The following is a 16,071-nucleotide window of genomic DNA, read 5'->3' on the forward strand; positions in this document are numbered from 1 at the left end:
CGTCATCGTTAACGACCTTCGCGAACAAGCTCGCCCCTACAGCTGTCAAGCAGGAAAGTCGCGGTGAAGCTGTTCCAGCAACACATCCTTCTCTTCCCACAACCGGTTGATCCAACCCTGGAACGCCAACCGATATTCCCCATCCTGCTCATAATTCTTGCCGATGAATTCGGCCGGAATCTGCACTTCCTCAAACTGCACGACAACCTCCTTCACATTCCCACACAGCAAATCCCAATAACCGGGGCGCCCACCAGGATAGTGAATGGTCACGTTCACCAGCGACTTCAGCTGTTCACCCATGGCATCCAGCACAAACGCGATACCACCGGCCTTCGGCTTGAGCAGATAACGAAACGGTGACTTCTGCTGTGCATGCTTGCCGGGGGTAAACCGCGTGCCTTCGGCAAAGTTGAAAATGCCCACCGGGTTGTGGCGAAACTTCGCGCAGGTCTTGCGGGTGGTTTCCAGGTCTTTGCCTTTCTTCTCCGGGTGCTTTTCCAGGTACGCCTTGGTGTAGCGCTTCATGAACGGGAAGCCCAGTGTCCACCACGCCAGGCCGATCACCGGGACCCAGATCAGCTCTTGCTTGAGGAAGAACTTCAGCGGTCGAATACGCCGGTTGAGCACGTATTGCAGCACCATGATATCGACCCAGCTCTGGTGGTTACTGGTCACCAGGTACGAGTGCTCATAGTCGAGGCCTTCCAGGCCCTTCAAGTGCCAGCGGGTGCGACATACCAGGTTCATCCAGGCCTTGTTGTTGCTGATCCAGGCCTCGTGGGTCTGGTTCATCAGCCATTCGCTGAAGCGCTTGGCAAACGGCAGCGCCTTGAACAGCGCCACGATAAACAGGAACGAGCACAGCAGGATCGTGTTCAACGCCAGCAACAGCGAGGCGATCACCCCGCGCACGGCAGCAGGTAGAAAATCCAGCATTTAGACATCCATAGGTCGGTTGGCGGCTTGAATCGCGGTCAATGCGATGGTGTACACGATGTCGTCCACCTGCGCCCCACGGGGCAGGTCGTTCACCGGTTTGCGCAGGCCTTGCAGCATCGGCCCCAGGCTCACGCAATCGGCACTGCGCTGCACGGCCTTGTGGGTGGTGTTGCCGGTGTTGAGGTCAGGGAACACGAACACCGTGGCCTTGCCCGCCACCAGGCTGTTAGGCGCCAGTTGCCGGGCCACAGTTTCGTTGGCAGCAGCGTCGTACTGCAACGGGCCGTCGATCAGCAGCGAGCTTTGGGCTTCGTGGGCGAGCAGGGTGGCTTCGCGGACTTTCTCGACTTCTTCGCCCGTGGCGGAATCACCGCTGGAATAACTGATCATCGCCACCCGTGGCGTGATGCCGAACGCGGCGGCCGAGTCGGCGCTTTGCAGGGCGATTTCCGCCAGCTCTGCGGCACTTGGGTGCGGGTTCATCACGCAGTCGCCGTACACCAGCACTTGCTCCGGGAACAGCATGAAGAACACCGACGAGACCAGGGTGCAGCCCGGCGCGGTCTTGATCAGTTGGAGGGCCGGGCGAATCGTGTTGGCGGTGGAGTGGATCACGCCAGAGACCAGGCCATCGACTTCATCCAGGGCGAGCATCATGGTGGCGATCACCACTGTGTCTTCCAGCTGCTGCTCGGCCATCGGCGCGTTGAGGCTTTTGGTTTTGCGCAGGGCCACCATCGGCTCCACGTAGCGCTGGCGAATCAAGTCCGGGTCGAGAATCTCCAGGCCTTCGGGCAGCTCGATGCCATGGGCGCGGGCCACCGCTTCCACGTCCGCCGGCTTGGCCAGCAGTACGCAACGGGCAATCCCGCGTGCCTGGCAGATGGCGGCAGCCTGCACGGTCAGCGGCTCGCTGCCTTCCGGCAAAACGATGCGCTTGTTGGCAGCCTGGGCGCGCTGGATCAATTGATAGCGGAACACCGCCGGCGACAGGCGCATCTCCCGCGGCGTGCCGCAGCGTTGGTGCAGCCAGCGAGCGTCGAGGTGGCTGGCGACGAAATCGGTGATGATCTCCGCACGTTCGCGGTCATCAATCGGGATTTCCTTGTTCAGGCTGTTGAGCTGGTTGGCGGTGTCGTAGGAGCCGGTGCTCACCGACAATACCGGCAGCCCGGCCTGGAACGCGCCCCGGCACAGGTCCATGATCCGTGGGTCGGGCAGGGTGTCACTGGTCAGCAGCAGGCCGGCCAACGGCACGCCGTTGATGGCGGCCAGGCTGACGGCGAGGATGATGTCGTCGCGGTCACCGGGGGTCACCACCAATACGCCGGGCTTGAGCAGCTCCACGGTGTTGCGCATGGTGCGGGCACAGATGATGATTTTGGTCATGCGCCGGGTTTCGTAGTCACCGGCGTTGAGGATTTGCGCGCCCATCAGGTCGGCCACGTCGCGGGTGCGCGGGGCGTTGAGTTCCGGCTGGTACGGGATGCAGCCCAACAGGCGGAAATCGCCACTGCGCAACAACGGCGAATGCTCTTTGAGGCGCGCCGAGAACGCGTCCATGCTTTCGTCGGTGCGCACCTTGTTGAGGATCACGCCCAACACTTTTGGATCTTTCGGGCCGCCGAACAACTGGGCCTGCAATTCCACGCGGCCGGAGAGTTCGGTGAGCACTTCGTTTTCCGGGGCCGAGACCAGGATCACTTCGGCGTCCAGGCTCTTGGCCAGGTGCAGGTTGACCCGGGCCGCATAGCTGGCGCTGCGGGTTGGCACCATGCCTTCGACAATCAGCACGTCTTTGCCCACGGCAGCTTGTTGGTAAAGGGTGATGATTTCTTCCAGCAGTTCATCCAGCTGGCCGTCGCCGAGCATCCGCTCTACATGGGCCAGGCCCAAGGGCTGGGGCGGTTTCAGGCCGTGGGTACGGGCCACCAGTTCGGTGGAGCGCTCGGGGCCGGTGTCGCCGGGATGTGGCTGGGCAATCGGTTTGAAGAAGCCGACTTTCAGCCCGGCCCGTTCAAGGGTACGCACCAGCCCAAGGCTGATGGAGGTCAGACCCACACCAAAATCGGTGGGCGCGATAAAAAAAGTCTGCATGCGAATTCTCTGGAGGTGCATGGCTTCGGTGGCGGCCTATGGCTGGCTGCCTACCGGGAATCAGGTGCCAAGGTTATCTCTATCTGAGCCTTGCGCACACCAGCCGCACGTAAAGGGCTTGTCTATTTTTTCAAGGCGTTGCGCCGGGTCCGTGACCCAGGCGCGGGATTGCCAGGGTGGCTGGTGGCGCAGGTGCTGGGTGTGGCCGCAGGAAAGCTCGACGACCCAGTGCAGGTCTTCGTCCTGGTGAAATCCGACGACCGTCGGGTCAGTTGTTCGACCCCGTCCGTCCGGGTTGTGTTCGCTTTCGGGCAAATCCTTGTTTAGACTTGTCCGTTCTTCATTCTTCTGCAAAAGGTCTCGCCCCATGCCGATCGCCGCCAATAAGGCTGTCTCCATTGACTATACCCTGACCAACGACGCTGGTGAGGTCATCGACAGTTCTGCCGGCGGCGCGCCGCTGGTCTACCTGCAAGGTGCAGGTAACATCATCCCGGGCCTGGAAAAGGCTCTGGAAGGCAAAGAGGTCGGTGACGAACTGACCGTTGCCGTAGAACCTGAAGATGCCTACGGCGAATACGCTGCCGAACTGGTCAGCACCCTGAGCCGCAGCATGTTCGAAGGCGTCGATGAGCTGGAAGTGGGCATGCAGTTCCACGCTTCCGCTCCGGACGGCCAGATGCAGATCGTCACCATCCGCGACCTGGACGGCGACGACGTGACCGTCGACGGCAACCACCCGCTGGCTGGCCAGCGCCTGAACTTCCAGGTGAAGATCGTCGCTATCCGTGACGCTTCCCAGGAAGAAGTGGCCCACGGCCACGTGCACGGCGAAGGTGGTCACCACCATTAATTGATAGAGCGACGCTCTGTCAGTTGGAAAAAGGCGCCTTCGGGCGCCTTTTTCATTTGGCGGCTATTCTTGCCGACTTGTCGGCTGTAATCTCGAGTGGCCGTTACAAAGAACATAGGATATCTGGAGTTCGTCATGAGTGCTTTCCACGACCTTAAACTCAAAGCCCTGGATGGTCAGGAGCTGCCTCTGGCGCCCTTCAAGGGGCAAGTCGTGCTGGTGGTCAACGTCGCCTCCAAATGTGGTTTGACACCACAGTACGCCGCGCTGGAAAACCTCTATCAGCAATACAAAAGCCAGGGTTTCACCGTACTCGGGTTGCCGTGCAATCAATTTGCCGGGCAGGAACCGGGCACCGAAGAAGAAATCCAGGCGTTCTGCAGCCTCAATTACGGCGTGACCTTTCCTTTGGGCAGCAAGCTTGAGGTGAATGGCCACGATCGCCACCAGCTGTATCGATTGCTGGCGGGCGAGGGCGCCGAGTTTCCCGGGGACATCACCTGGAACTTCGAGAAATTCCTGCTGGGTAAAGACGGCCGGGTCCTGGCGCGTTTTTCGCCGCGTACACCGCCGGATGATCCCACCATCGTGCAGGCGATTGAAAAAGCATTGAGCTGATACACGCGCTCTTGTTGTGAGAGAGCTTGTTGTGGCGAGGGGGCTTGTCCTGTGGCGAGGGGGCTTGTCCCCCGTTGGAGTGCGAAGCGCTCCCGCTTTTTTTTTGGGGCCGCTACGCAGCCCAGAGGGGGACAAGCCCCCTCGCCACAAAAGCCAGTCACCAAAGTCTTCCGGCTTTTACCCCTTAATCACCCCAATCAATAGTGCTATCCAGCACGCTGCTCACTCCATATTATCCACATCATAAATTCCTTTCTGATGGAGTGCTCCCATGCCTGTCCAAGCCTTGTTCAAACCGTTCCAGCTCGGCGCACTGCAACTGCCGACCCGCGTGGTGATGGCGCCGATGACCCGTTCGTTCTCCCCGGGTGGCGTGCCTAACTCCAAAGTGATCGAGTACTACCGCCGTCGCGCCGCTGCCGGTGTCGGACTGATCATCACCGAAGGCACCGTGGTCGGTCACCCGGCCTCCAACGGCTACCCGAACGTCCCGCACTTCTACGGTGAAGCCGCCCTGGCCGGCTGGAAGAAAGTGGTCGACGCGGTGCACGCCGAAGGCGGCAAGATCGTTCCGCAACTGTGGCATGTGGGCAGCGTACGGCGCATCGGCACCGAGCCGGATGCCAGCGTGCCAGCTTACGGCCCGACCGAAAAACTCAAGGACGGCAACGTCGTCGTCCACGGCATGACCGTGCAAGACATCAAGGACGTGATTGCTGCGTTCGCCCAAGCCGCCAAGGATGCCCAGAGCATCGGCATGGACGGTGTGGAAATCCACGGCGCCCACGGTTACCTGGTGGACCAGTTCTTCTGGGAAGGCACCAACCAGCGCAGCGACGAATACGGCGGCAGCCTGGCCAACCGTTCGCGCTTTGCCATTGAGTTGATCCAGGCCATCCGCGCCGCCGTGGGCCCGGACTTCCCGATCATCTTGCGTTTCTCCCAGTGGAAGCAGCAGGACTACACCGCGCGCCTGGTGCAAACCCCGGAAGCGCTGGGTGAATTCCTCAAGCCGCTGTCTGACGCTGGCGTGGATATTTTCCACTGCTCCACCCGCCGTTTCTGGGAGCCGGAATTCGAAGGCTCCGAACTGAACCTGGCTGGCTGGACCCGCAAGCTCACCGGCAAGCCGACCATCACCGTGGGCAGCGTCGGCCTGGACGGCGAGTTCCTGCAGTTCATGGTCAACACCGACAAGGTTGCGCAACCGGCCAGCCTGGAAAACCTGCTGGAGCGCCTGAACAACGACGAGTTCGACCTGGTCGCCGTGGGCCGCGCACTGCTGGTGGATCCGGATTGGGCGCTGAAGGTTCGGGAAGGCCGTGAAGGCGACATCCTGCCGTTCAGTCGTGAGGCGTTGACGACTCTGGTGTAAGGGGCGACAGGGCGGGCACCGGTTGCTCGTCCTCGCACACCCCGCGTAACTGCCGCTCAAACTGCTCGACAATCGCTGGCCAACCCTGACGGCTGGCATGTTGCCGGGCATTAAGCCGCACCCGCCTTAGACTCTCGCGCTCTTCCAACAGCCAGTTCGCGGCGTCGCAAAACGCCTCCTCATCCCCCGGCATCGCCAGCACGCCGCTGTAGCCATGGCGAATATGCTGGGTTGCGGCCGCCTGGTCGTATGCCACGACACCCAACCCTGACGCCATGGCTTCCAGTACCACGTTGCCGAAGGTTTCAGTAAGGCTGGGGAACAGGAACAGATCCCCGGATGCGTAATGCCTGGCCAACTCTTCACCGCGCAGGGTGCCGCAGAAAATCGCCTCCGGCAGTTCTTTTTCGAGCATCGCCCGTTGTGGGCCGTCACCGACGATGATCAGTTTCATCTGGCGCAGTGGGTAGGTGTCCTGCAGCGTTTCAAAGCAGCGCTTGAGCAACCCGAGGTTTTTTTCCTGGGCCAGGCGGCCCACATGCAGCACCGCAGTTTGCTCACTGGTCAGTGCCCAACTTTCACGCAGCGCATTGTCGCGTTTGGCCGGATGAAACAGCTGGCTGTCGACACCTCGCGCAAGCATGCCCAGGCGCTCGAAGTGGCGCCGCTCGAGCTCCATGCGTTGGCTGGCGCTGGGCACCAGGGTCAGGGTCGAACGGTTATGGAACCAGCGCAGATAGTGGGTCAACACCCGGCTTAACATACCCAGGCCGTACTGGTTGGAGTACTGCTGGAAATTGGTATGGAAACCGCTCACCACGCTGATCCCCAGGCGCCGCGCGGCCCTGAGTGCGGACAAACCCAACGGCCCTTCGGTGGCGATGTACAGCACATCCGGACGCTGGCGGGTCCAGCGCCGCAACAACTTGTGCATCGACGACTGGCCCCATTGCAGCCCCGGATAACCCGGCAACGGCCAACCACGGCAAAGCATCAGGCCGTCGTCGCTGGGCCGGCTCTGGTCGCTGCCCTGGCGCGGGCGAACCAGTTCGACTTGATGCCCACGCGCGCGCAAGCCGTCACACAGGCGGCCAAGTGTATTGGCCACCCCGTTGATCTCAGGCGGGAAGGTTTCGGTGATCAGGGTGATGTGGAGCGAAGCTGTCGTCATGACCCACAGTGTCGGCGTGGGCCATGTCGTCATTGTGTCTTTTGGATGATGGATTTGTGACGGCTCAGGCCTTTTTAACGGCCATCGCCTCGGCGCCTTGCTCACGCACCCAGAACAACGTCGCCCCGGCCACCGCCGCCGGCATCATCAGCAGGTTCACCACCGGCACCAGCAGCACCAGGTAAACGATGCCGCCAAAGCTCATGCTCTGCCAGCGCTTCTGGCGCAGCCAGGCGAGCATTTCGTTCCAGCCCAACTTGTGGTTGTCCGCCGGGTAGTCGATGTACTGGATCGCCATCATCCACACGCCGAACAGCAGCCACAGCGGCGCGGCCACCAGGTTGACCACCGGGATGAACGACAGGATAAACAGGCCGATGGCCCGTGGCAGGAAGTAGCCCAGTTTGCGCATTTCCCGGGTCAGGGTGCGGGGGACCATGGCCGCCAGTTCGCCCCAGCTGAATGCCGGGAAGTCATCGGTGCCGCGCACCACCACTTCGACCTTTTCCGACAGAAAGCCGTTGAACGGCGCGGCGATGATGTTGGCGAGCATGGTGAAGGTGAAAAACACCATCAGCACCACCAGCACCACGAATAAAGGCCACAGCAGATAATTGAGAAAGCTCAGCCAACTCGGCAGCGTCGGCATCAGCGTGTCGACCCACAGGCTGAACTGATGGCCGGCGAAGTAGATCAATCCGACGAACAGGATCAGGTTGATCGCCAGCGGCAGCAGCACGAACAGGCGCAAGCCAGGGCTGAGTACCAGTTTGAGGCCTTCGCGCAGGTACTGTGGGCCTGAAAGAACGGGGGCGGGCATGGATAACTCCGGGCAATGGGGGCGAACGCGCCGACCTTACCGGCTTTGGGAGTACCGGGAAAGCACGGCCCGCCTCGCGACATTAACGGTAACAAAGGTGTCGATTAATAGAGGGCACGGGATAGAGACCACCTATGAGCTGGATTGTTATTCCGTATTTCCTTAATCTTGCCTCCCTCTATACGCTGCACCCATTATTTTCAGGATCTGCGAGTTCAAGCCTTCCCCAAGTGCTTCGCGGTCCTTTTTTATTCCAGCCGTTCTGTAGTCCGGGCGGTCGATAGGAGTGAGTCATGTCTGATACCCGTCATTCGCGAGTGATTATTCTCGGTTCCGGCCCTGCCGGTTACAGCGCTGCCGTCTACGCTGCCCGGGCCAACCTCAAGCCGCTGCTGATCACCGGCATGCAAGCGGGCGGTCAGTTGACCACCACCACCGAAGTCGACAACTGGCCAGGCGACGTTCACGGCCTGACCGGCCCGGTGCTGATGGAACGCATGAAAGAACACGCCGAGCGTTTCGAAACCGAAATCGTGTTTGATCACATCAACGCGGTCGACTTCTCGAAAAAGCCATACAGCCTGACCGGCGACAGCGGTGTGTACACCTGTGACGCGCTGATCATCGCCACCGGCGCCAGCGCTCGTTACCTGGGCCTGCCGTCGGAAGAAGCGTTCATGGGCAAGGGCGTTTCCGCCTGCGCGACCTGCGACGGTTTCTTCTACCGCAACAAGCCAGTGGCTGTGGTCGGTGGCGGCAACACCGCGGTGGAAGAGGCGCTGTACCTGGCCAACATCGCCAGCACTGTGACCCTGGTTCACCGCCGCGAGACCTTCCGCGCCGAGAAGATCCTGATCGACAAGCTGCATGCCCGCGTTGCCGAAGGCAAGATCATCCTCAAGCTCAACGCCACCCTGGATGAAGTCCTGGGCGACAACATGGGCGTGACCGGTGCTCGCCTGAAGAACAACGACGGCAGCTTCGACGAACTGAAAGTCGACGGCGTGTTCATCGCCATCGGCCACACCCCGAACACCTCGTTGTTCGAAGGCGTGCTGGATGCCAAAGACGGTTACCTGATCGTGCAGGGCGGCCGTGAAGGCAACGCGACGGCCACCAACATCGAAGGTATCTTCGCTGCCGGTGACGTGGCTGACCACGTCTACCGCCAGGCGATCACCTCCGCCGGCGCTGGCTGCATGGCGGCACTGGATGCCGAGCGTTACCTCGACGGTTTGAAAGACGCTGCGTTCTAAACCGCTGAAACAAAAAAACCGGCTGCGAGGCCGGTTTTTTTACGTCTGCGATTTATGCAACACCGCAGCTCAAATGTGGGAGCGGGCTTGCTCGCGAATGCAGAGTGTCAGTCAATACATCGGGTGACTGATACACCGCATTCGCGAGCAAGCCCGCTCCCACATTTTGATCTATGCCTGACTCAGGATTTGCGAGTCAGTGGCTGTGCGGCAAACTTCACCCCGGCCAACCCATGCTCGATCAGCGCACGAATGTTGCCGTGGTCACTGCCTTCAGGCGTGGCCAGCACCGAACGGTAATGCTCGCCAAACGCCAACAGCGCTTCCTGGTCGCTAAAGCCTTCCAGCAACGCCAGGCCCAGGGTCTTGCACGATCCTTCGTTCTGCCCGGCGGCGTTTTCCACGCTGGCGTTGGTGAAGGCTTGTGGCTGGTAGTCGTAACCGGCGGCAACAAAAGCCAGGGTGTCGGCGAAAGCGTGTTCGCCGCTGTTGAGGCTGGCGCGCAGGGTGTTCAGGTCAGTCATGGGTTTTTCCTTTGGCGAATGCCGCTTGCTGTTCGGCACTGGCTTCTTGCTGGTATTGGGCTTTCCACTCGGCGTACGGCATGCCGTACACCACTTCACGGGCGTCATCGAGGCTCAGCTCGATCTGGCGCTCGTCGGCCTCGGCCTTGTACCACTTGGACAAGCAGTTGCGGCAGAAGCCCGAGAGGTTCATCAGGTCGATGTTCTGCACATCCTTGCGGCTGTCCAGGTGGGCCACCAGCCGGCGGAAGGCGGCGGCTTCGAGTTCGAGGCGTTGTTGATCGTTCATGGTACTCACTGCAAAGGTAAGGGTTAGCGACTGGCCGCCAGGGTGATCGACACCGATTCGGCAAAACGCAACGCATGGGGTTTGTCGACTTCGACTTCGGCGTACAACACCGACGTATTGCTCATCACCAGGTCGAGGATTTCCTGGGTCAGGCGCTCCAGCAGGGCGAAGCGGTTGCCTTCCACATGGGCGATGATCGCCTTGGTGATGGTGCGGTAGTTCAGCGCGTGGTCGATGTCGTTGTCGCGTACGGCTTCCTGGGCGGCATACAGGATGGTCAGGTTGATCAACACATCCTGCTTGTTGAGGATTTCATCCTCGTTGATCCCGATAAACGTGCGCAGGCACAGGTCTTTGACCCGGATGCGCGCCATGCCTGGCTGAAGTTGTGGCATTGCTACTTGCTCCGTCCAATCAGTTGCAGGAACTCCATGCGCGTGGTGTTCGACTCGCGGAACGCGCCGAGCATCACCGAGGTGTTCATGGTTGAATTCTGTTTTTCCACGCCGCGCATCATCATGCACATGTGCTTGGCTTCGATCACTACTGCCACACCTGCTGCTTGAGTGACTTCCTGGATAGCGTCGGCGATTTCCCGCGTGAGATTCTCCTGGATCTGCAGGCGCCGGGCGAACATGTCGACGATCCGCGCCAGCTTCGACAGGCCGAGGACCTTGCCGGTCGGAATATAGGCCACATGGGCCTTGCCGATAAAGGGCAGCAGGTGATGCTCGCACAGCGAATACAGCTCGATGTCCTTGAGGATCACCATCTCGTCGTTGTCGGAGGCGAACAGCGCACCGTTGACGATTTCCTCCAGGTTCTGCTCGTAACCATGACACAGGTACTGCATGGCCTTGGCGGCCCGCTTCGGCGTGTCGAGCAAACCTTCGCGCTCCGGGTCTTCGCCCAGGCCCTTGAGGATCTCGCGGTAATGGTGGGGCAGGGACAAAGTCATACAACATCCTCGCAAACGGCTTACTTGATATGCCGCCCGCCGTTGACGGTCAGGGTGGTACCGGTGACATACGGGTTATCCAGCAGGTAACGCACGCTCTGGTAAATCACCTCGGGGCCGGGTTCGATGCCCAGTGCCGCCTTGGCCAGGACCTTGGCGCGGTAGGCCGCGTCGTCGCCCTCGTTGAACATCACCATCGCCGGGGCAATGCCGTTCACCTTGATCGTCGGTGCAAGTTGCGCGGCAAACGACAAGGTCAGGCTGTCGAGCCCGGCCTTGGTGGCGCAGTAGGCAATGTGCTGGCGGCTGCCCTTGCGGGTCACGTCATCGCTGATGTGCACGATATCCGCAGGCGTGGAGCGTTGCAGCAAGTGAGCACAATGCAGGTTGATCAGGTACGGCGCAAGCATGTGCACGCTGAACATGTCGGTAAAGGCGCGGCTCTCGTCCCCGGGCGTTTCCGCCTCCCAGGCCGACGCATTATGGATGATCGCGCGCAGGCTCTCGGTGTGCGTCTTCAGCTCGTCGATGAAGGCGAGAATACCTGCCTCGCAGGAAAAGTCGGCAAACACGCCAATCGCACCCCGCTCGCGCAGGGTCTGCACGCCGGGACGTTCGCTGCGGTAACTGAAAATCACCGGCTGCCCTTCGTCCAACAGGCGCAGGGCGCAATGCATGCCGACACGTTGGCCGGCACCGGTGATCAGGATCGGGGCGGGAGTTGAAGACATGGGAAGCTCGAGTCGCTGGCAGGCTAAAACTATACCAGCGCGCGGCCTCCCTTGTACTCAAGCAGCGGCTTCGGTGGCCTTTACCCGGGCCGGAGCCGGATGCAGCCAGTTGGCCAGCAGGTGGGTCGACAACGGAATAAAGAAGTAAACCATCAGCGGCGTCAGCGCGAGGGTGCTGACCAGCACACGGCTCAACAAACCCAGCTCGCTGAGCAGCGGCTCAAGGGCGAAGTTGAACAGCAGCGACACCGGGAAAAACGCCAGCCAGATGGCCACGGCCTGCTTCCAGCGTGGCGGTCGTGCGGCGGCGGCGCCAAACCAGCCGTCGATACCGCGTACACGATGCTCCGAGGGCGCAGCAAACAGCTCGCTGCCACGACCGAGCCATGCACCACGAGACGCGGAAAACTCCCAGGCATGCAGGGTCTTTTCGTCGGCGAAGCGGAAAATAATTTGGAATTCATCATCGTTGGGCGGCGGGGCGAGCACGCCGGAGCCCAGGTAACCGGGAAAGTCCGTGGCCAATTGCTCGCCTTCGCGCAGCCAGGCCATCAACTCTTCATAACGACCCTTGGCCACGCGGCGCGCAACCATCAGGGTGACGGGGGAGGTAGACATTGTGTATCTCCATAAGGATCAGGTGCGCTTGGCCGGGTAGGTGGCGCACGAACGAAGCTGCGGGGTAAGCAGCCACGTTGAAAAAACAGGCAAGGATTATTCCTGTTTTGAAAAAATACACCAGCGGCATTGGTCGGCTGGCCGAAGACCTTGAAACGGACAGCTGTATGGGCGTTAAATGGGATCCAAATTCCTCACGGTGTTTTTAGTGCGCTGATGTCTGTAATGACTGCTCCATCCCCTGATATGACGCTTGGCAACCCCGCCGATTCCGACGAGTTGTTCCCGATTCGTGAAGTGGCAAGATTGACAGGCATCAACCCCGTCACCCTGCGTGCCTGGGAACGTCGGTATGGGCTGATCCAGCCGGTTCGCACCGAAAGCGGGCACCGCCTGTATTCGCGCACCGATATCGACACCGTTCATCGTATTCTTGACTGGATCGAACGCGGTGTGGCAGTGAGCAAGGTGGGGAAAATCCTCGCCCGGGATGATCAGCAAGTCGAAGTTGCAGCCGTCGCACCCGCCGGTGCGGAACATGAATGGAGCCAATGGCAGCAACAGTTGCGAACGGCCGTCGGTGCCTTCGACGATCGGCAACTGGACCGGTTGTATGGCCAAATTTTCGCAGCCTACCCGGTGAGCGTGGTTTTCCAGGACATCCTGATGCCGCTCTGGCAGCAGTTATTGCGTCACCAGGGACTTTTTGGCCAGACCAGCGAATGGCTGTTTTTGGATGGGTTCCTGCGCAGCCGCACCTGGAAACGCCTGCAAACCGGCTGCGCCTCCCCGGCGCCCCGGGTATTGCTGGCTGCTGTCGCCGGAGAATGCCGAGAGCTTGAACTGTTGGTCGCAGGTGTGCTGCTGAGCAGTGACGAGTTGGCCGTCAAGGTCTTGAGCGTGGGCCAACCGATCGATGAGTTGACGCTTATTTGTGAAAAAACCAGGCCACAAGCCCTTGTGGTGTTCTCCAATCACTCGCCCACCAGTGAGTTGCCCCGGCGCCTCGAGCGGCTTGCCCTGACCATCGACTGCCCGCTTTTGTTAGCCGGTGATGCGGCAGAATTGGCTCAGGAGCAACTGAAGGGGTCGCCGGTCGGATGCTTGGGCAATGAAGGACGATTGATGCAGCGCCGCCTGCAGCAGTTTCTGCGCGGCGGCCTGGATACCTGAATTCAGGCGTGGACTTCGGGGTGGAACAAGCGATGTTGCTGCAGGATAAACTGGCGCAGGCGCTCGGTTTCATCCGCATCACTCTGGCTTAGGCGATAGGCAAACAACCCTCGGGCATTTTCCCGCTCCAGCGTGCCGCGTACCGAGATACGCTCATACCCGGACGGGCTGAACCACAGGGAAAAGGTTTTTGGCGCCTTGATCCGCCCGCGAATTTCCACCAGCAACCCTTTGAACGACACCTCATGCACCCACAGCGCACCCGGCTGCCCCTTGATATTTTCCAGCGGTACCGGCTCTTCAAGTGCCAGGCGCCACGGGCGAATCATCGGCCCGTCTTCGAAAATACTCGGCACACCCAGGCGCAAATGCACGGCATGAAACTCGTCTTCCACTAGTTGCAGCGGAAAGGTCATTTGCTGGTTATCGAATTGTGCCTGGAGGGTGACATGGTCGTGAGCCGCCAAGCGGGTGAGCAAATCACGAATCTGCGCACCGCCATTGACCGTCAGGCTCGACGACGCATCCCGCACGTTGAGTTGCGGGTTGTGGTGCATGGTCTGAATAAAATCCAGCTCGTCCTGCGTCAAAAGCGCGTCGCGTTGCATTGATCTTGCTCAAGGAAAAGGTATTAAAACGCCATTATCTCTTTAAAGACCGCGTTTTCTAGTTTTTGTTAGATCCGCTCGTCGCCCTGAGTGCCTCAAGCTCCGCCTTGAGGTCCGCCAACTGGGCTTCCAATTGCGCGACACGCTGCTGGGCCTTGACCTGAGCGGTCACATCTTTCTGCACGCCGACAACGTAGGTCTGCTTGTCGGCCGGGTTGTAAACCGTCGATAACGACAGCTCATTCCAGAAGTGGGTGCCATCCTTACGGTAATTGCGCAGGATTTCCCGGCAGGGCTCACCGCTCTCCAAAGCTTCGCGAATCGCCATAAGCCCTGGCTGGTCACGGTCTCCCGATTGCATGAAGCGGCAATCCTGATAGAGGATTTCGTCGAGGGTGTAGCCGGTCATGCGCTCGAACGCCGGGTTTACGTAAATCAGTGGCATATCCTTGCCTTCGCGCTCGGCAATTACGATGCCGTCGTTGGAGGCGTTGATCACCAGTTGCATCAGCTTGGCGTTAATCATTGAGCGGTCCATGGCTTGTCTTTGGAATTCGCAGTTTAAGACATGCTGGCAGCCTTTCCACTGGCCCCAGCTGTTAATATCCCAGGCTTTTAGTCAGTTACAGGATCAGATTGATGAAAGTCGCCATCCTTTCCGGCTCGGTGTACGGCACGGCTGAAGAAGTCGCCCGGCACGCTGCAAGCATTCTCAACGCTGCCGGTTTCGACGCCTGGCACAACCCGCGTGCCACCTTGGCTGACGTGCAGGGCTTCGCGCCCGAGGCTTTTTTGGCGGTGACTTCTACCACCGGCATGGGCGAGTTGCCCGACAACCTGCAGCCGCTGTACTCGACCATCCGCGACCAATTGCCCGCTGCCTGGCGTGGCCTGCCGGGCGCGGTGATCGGCCTGGGCGACGCCAGCTATGGCGACACCTTCTGCGGCGGTGGCGAGCAAATGCGCGAGCTGTTTGCAGAGTTGGGCGTGCATGAAGTACTGCCGATGCTGCGCCTGGACGCCAGCGAAAGCGTGACCCCGGAGGCCGACGCCGAGCCATGGCTGGCGGAACTGGTCACTGCACTGCGCGGTTGACCGGGAATTCTCGCAACAATGCCAGCCAGGCCTGGGCGGCTTTCGACAGATAGGCGCCCTCACGCCAGATAAAGGCAATGTCCCAGCGCAGGTATTCCGGCGCCTTGAGCGTCAAGCGCACCACGCCGGGCCTTACCAGGCCACGGGCTACCACGCTGGGCAACAACACCACGCCTTGGCCGGCGGCCACCAAGGCGGCGAGAAAATCCGCCTGGCCACTGCGCCCGCTTTCCTTCGGGGTAAAGCCCAGTTGCTGACAGGCCTGCAACAGGCGGTCGTTCAATACAAAACTACGTTGGTACATCAGGAACGGCGTGTCAGCCAATTCCTCCAGGCGGATTTGCGCGTTATCGGCCAGCGGGTGATCCATGGGCAGCAGGGCGTCCAGCGGCTCATCACAAAATGCCTGCCAGGCGAACGCCGGGTCGCTGGGCATCAAGCTACCGCCCACCTCCAGTTCTCCACTCAAGATTGCCTGCTCGATATTGCGGCTGCCACCTTCCATCAGTTGAATCGTGACGTTCGGATAGCGCCGGCGGTATTCGGCAAACAACCCGGCAAACAGCGTGTCGCCACCCAATTGCGGCAAGCCCATACGCAGTTCGCCACGGGTCAGCTGATTCAAGTCATCCAGCTCGCTGAGCAACTCGGCTTGCTGGCGCAGCATCGCCTCTGCCCGCTGCAACACCACTTGCCCGGCCGCCGTCAGGCGAAACTGCGAACCCAGGCGATCCAGCAACGGCGTGCCCAGGCTTTGTTCCAATTGCGCGACCTGCTTGCTGACAGCGGACTGGCTGATGTGCAGGGTTTTGCCGGCTTGGGTAAAACCGCCCCGGTGGATCACTTCGACAAAGCTGCGCAGCTGTTTAAATTCCATCGACCTGATTCCAGTTTGGAATAGATTGCAGTCTAACAATTCGCTGTGGGGATGCCAGGCACCTCT

At 60.4% G+C, this 16,071-nt stretch carries 20 protein-coding genes; 6 read left to right on the plus strand and 14 right to left on the minus strand.

What is annotated here, in order from left to right; all coding sequences use genetic code 11:
• Window positions 1-45 precede the first annotated feature (45 nt).
• The 3 genes from yihG to ACA046_RS04895 are packed head-to-tail and all read right to left on the minus strand — an operon-like array spanning window position 46 to window position 3,438.
• Window positions 46-939 (minus strand): 1-acylglycerol-3-phosphate O-acyltransferase, YihG family, encoded by an 894-nt coding sequence (gene yihG / locus ACA046_RS04885; protein ID WP_076014989.1) that lies wholly within the window; start codon window positions 937-939, stop codon window positions 46-48.
• Window positions 940-3,039, minus strand: coding sequence for a phosphate acetyltransferase (gene pta / locus ACA046_RS04890; RefSeq protein ID WP_459026124.1), 2,100 nt, complete (start codon window positions 3,037-3,039; stop codon window positions 940-942).
• A gap of 60 nt (window positions 3,040-3,099) precedes the next feature.
• Window positions 3,100-3,438, minus strand: coding sequence for a DUF3565 domain-containing protein (locus ACA046_RS04895; protein WP_459026126.1), 339 nt, complete (start codon window positions 3,436-3,438; stop codon window positions 3,100-3,102).
• On the opposite strand from ACA046_RS04895, the gene ACA046_RS04900 reads away from it, so the two are divergent.
• The 3 genes from ACA046_RS04900 (at window position 3,407) to ACA046_RS04910 (ending at window position 5,885) form a co-directional block, all read left to right on the plus strand.
• Window positions 3,407-3,892, plus strand: a complete 486-nt coding sequence (locus tag ACA046_RS04900; protein ID WP_003208457.1) for an FKBP-type peptidyl-prolyl cis-trans isomerase — start codon at window positions 3,407-3,409, stop codon at window positions 3,890-3,892. The genes ACA046_RS04895 and ACA046_RS04900 overlap by 32 nt on opposite strands.
• A gap of 135 nt (window positions 3,893-4,027) precedes the next feature.
• Window positions 4,028-4,510, plus strand: coding sequence for a glutathione peroxidase (locus ACA046_RS04905; RefSeq protein ID WP_459026128.1), 483 nt, complete (start codon window positions 4,028-4,030; stop codon window positions 4,508-4,510).
• A gap of 271 nt (window positions 4,511-4,781) precedes the next feature.
• Window positions 4,782-5,885 carry an NADH:flavin oxidoreductase gene (locus tag ACA046_RS04910; RefSeq protein WP_459026130.1) on the plus strand — a complete coding sequence of 368 codons (1,104 nt, stop codon included), beginning with the start codon at window positions 4,782-4,784 and terminating at the stop codon, window positions 5,883-5,885.
• Here the strand turns inward: ACA046_RS04910 and ACA046_RS04915 are convergent.
• Complete coding sequence (locus ACA046_RS04915) at window positions 5,854-7,056, minus strand: glycosyltransferase family 4 protein (protein ID WP_459026132.1); 1,203 nt, start codon at window positions 7,054-7,056, stop codon at window positions 5,854-5,856. The two genes, ACA046_RS04910 and ACA046_RS04915, sit on opposite strands and share 32 nt — an antisense overlap.
• A 64-nt stretch (window positions 7,057-7,120) precedes the next feature.
• On the minus strand, window positions 7,121-7,876 hold the full coding sequence (gene cysZ, locus ACA046_RS04920) for a sulfate transporter CysZ (protein ID WP_459026134.1): 756 nt from the start codon (window positions 7,874-7,876) through the stop codon (window positions 7,121-7,123).
• A 293-nt stretch (window positions 7,877-8,169) separates the two neighbouring features.
• On the opposite strand from cysZ, the gene trxB reads away from it, so the two are divergent.
• Window positions 8,170-9,132 (plus strand): thioredoxin-disulfide reductase, encoded by a 963-nt coding sequence (gene trxB, locus ACA046_RS04925; protein ID WP_063033099.1) that lies wholly within the window; start codon window positions 8,170-8,172, stop codon window positions 9,130-9,132.
• Window positions 9,133-9,314: 182 nt separating this feature from the next.
• Here the strand turns inward: trxB and ACA046_RS04930 are convergent, their stop codons facing one another.
• Genes ACA046_RS04930 through ACA046_RS04955 form a run of 6 tightly spaced genes read right to left on the minus strand, consistent with a single transcriptional unit; the run spans window position 9,315 to window position 12,252 of the window.
• Complete coding sequence (locus ACA046_RS04930; protein ID WP_076014996.1) at window positions 9,315-9,656, minus strand: HopJ type III effector protein; 342 nt, start codon at window positions 9,654-9,656, stop codon at window positions 9,315-9,317.
• Entirely contained in the window at window positions 9,649-9,945 is a 297-nt protein-coding gene (locus ACA046_RS04935) for a DUF1244 domain-containing protein (protein ID WP_008432302.1), read from the minus strand. Before ACA046_RS04935 ends, ACA046_RS04930 begins: the two co-directional genes overlap by 8 nt.
• A gap of 23 nt (window positions 9,946-9,968) precedes the next feature.
• Window positions 9,969-10,340 carry a dihydroneopterin triphosphate 2'-epimerase gene (folX, locus tag ACA046_RS04940; protein ID WP_003208474.1) on the minus strand — a complete coding sequence of 124 codons (372 nt, stop codon included), beginning with the start codon at window positions 10,338-10,340 and terminating at the stop codon, window positions 9,969-9,971.
• A 2-nt stretch (window positions 10,341-10,342) separates the two neighbouring features.
• Window positions 10,343-10,903: a GTP cyclohydrolase I FolE gene (gene folE, locus ACA046_RS04945; protein ID WP_076014997.1), complete on the minus strand. Its 561-nt coding sequence runs from the start codon at window positions 10,901-10,903 to the stop codon at window positions 10,343-10,345.
• 20 nt (window positions 10,904-10,923) lie between these two features.
• A complete protein-coding gene (gene folM, locus ACA046_RS04950) occupies window positions 10,924-11,634 on the minus strand; it encodes a dihydromonapterin reductase (protein ID WP_459026140.1) in 711 nt (236 codons plus the stop codon).
• Between the two features lie 57 nt (window positions 11,635-11,691).
• Entirely contained in the window at window positions 11,692-12,252 is a 561-nt protein-coding gene (locus tag ACA046_RS04955; RefSeq protein ID WP_497676027.1) for an antibiotic biosynthesis monooxygenase, read from the minus strand.
• A gap of 246 nt (window positions 12,253-12,498) precedes the next feature.
• Between ACA046_RS04955 and ACA046_RS04960 the strand changes: the two genes are divergently transcribed.
• A complete protein-coding gene (locus ACA046_RS04960) occupies window positions 12,499-13,425 on the plus strand; it encodes a MerR family transcriptional regulator (protein WP_459029195.1) in 927 nt (308 codons plus the stop codon).
• A gap of 2 nt (window positions 13,426-13,427) precedes the next feature.
• Here ACA046_RS04960 and ACA046_RS04965 read toward each other — a convergent pair whose 3' ends face one another.
• Both ACA046_RS04965 and ACA046_RS04970 read right to left on the minus strand, forming a co-directional pair.
• On the minus strand, window positions 13,428-14,033 hold the full coding sequence (locus ACA046_RS04965; protein ID WP_459026142.1) for a hypothetical protein: 606 nt from the start codon (window positions 14,031-14,033) through the stop codon (window positions 13,428-13,430).
• 58 nt (window positions 14,034-14,091) lie between these two features.
• Window positions 14,092-14,559, minus strand: a complete 468-nt coding sequence (locus ACA046_RS04970; RefSeq protein ID WP_459026144.1) for a PAS domain S-box protein — start codon at window positions 14,557-14,559, stop codon at window positions 14,092-14,094.
• Between the two features lie 113 nt (window positions 14,560-14,672).
• Between ACA046_RS04970 and ACA046_RS04975 the strand changes: the two genes are divergently transcribed.
• Complete coding sequence (locus ACA046_RS04975; RefSeq protein ID WP_003208486.1) at window positions 14,673-15,128, plus strand: flavodoxin; 456 nt, start codon at window positions 14,673-14,675, stop codon at window positions 15,126-15,128.
• Here the strand turns inward: ACA046_RS04975 and ACA046_RS04980 are convergent.
• Window positions 15,109-16,005: a LysR family transcriptional regulator gene (locus ACA046_RS04980; protein ID WP_497676028.1), complete on the minus strand. Its 897-nt coding sequence runs from the start codon at window positions 16,003-16,005 to the stop codon at window positions 15,109-15,111. The two genes, ACA046_RS04975 and ACA046_RS04980, sit on opposite strands and share 20 nt — an antisense overlap.
• Window positions 16,006-16,071: the final 66 nt, after the last annotated feature.

Source organism: Pseudomonas sp. LBUM1641, from assembly GCF_059716235.1.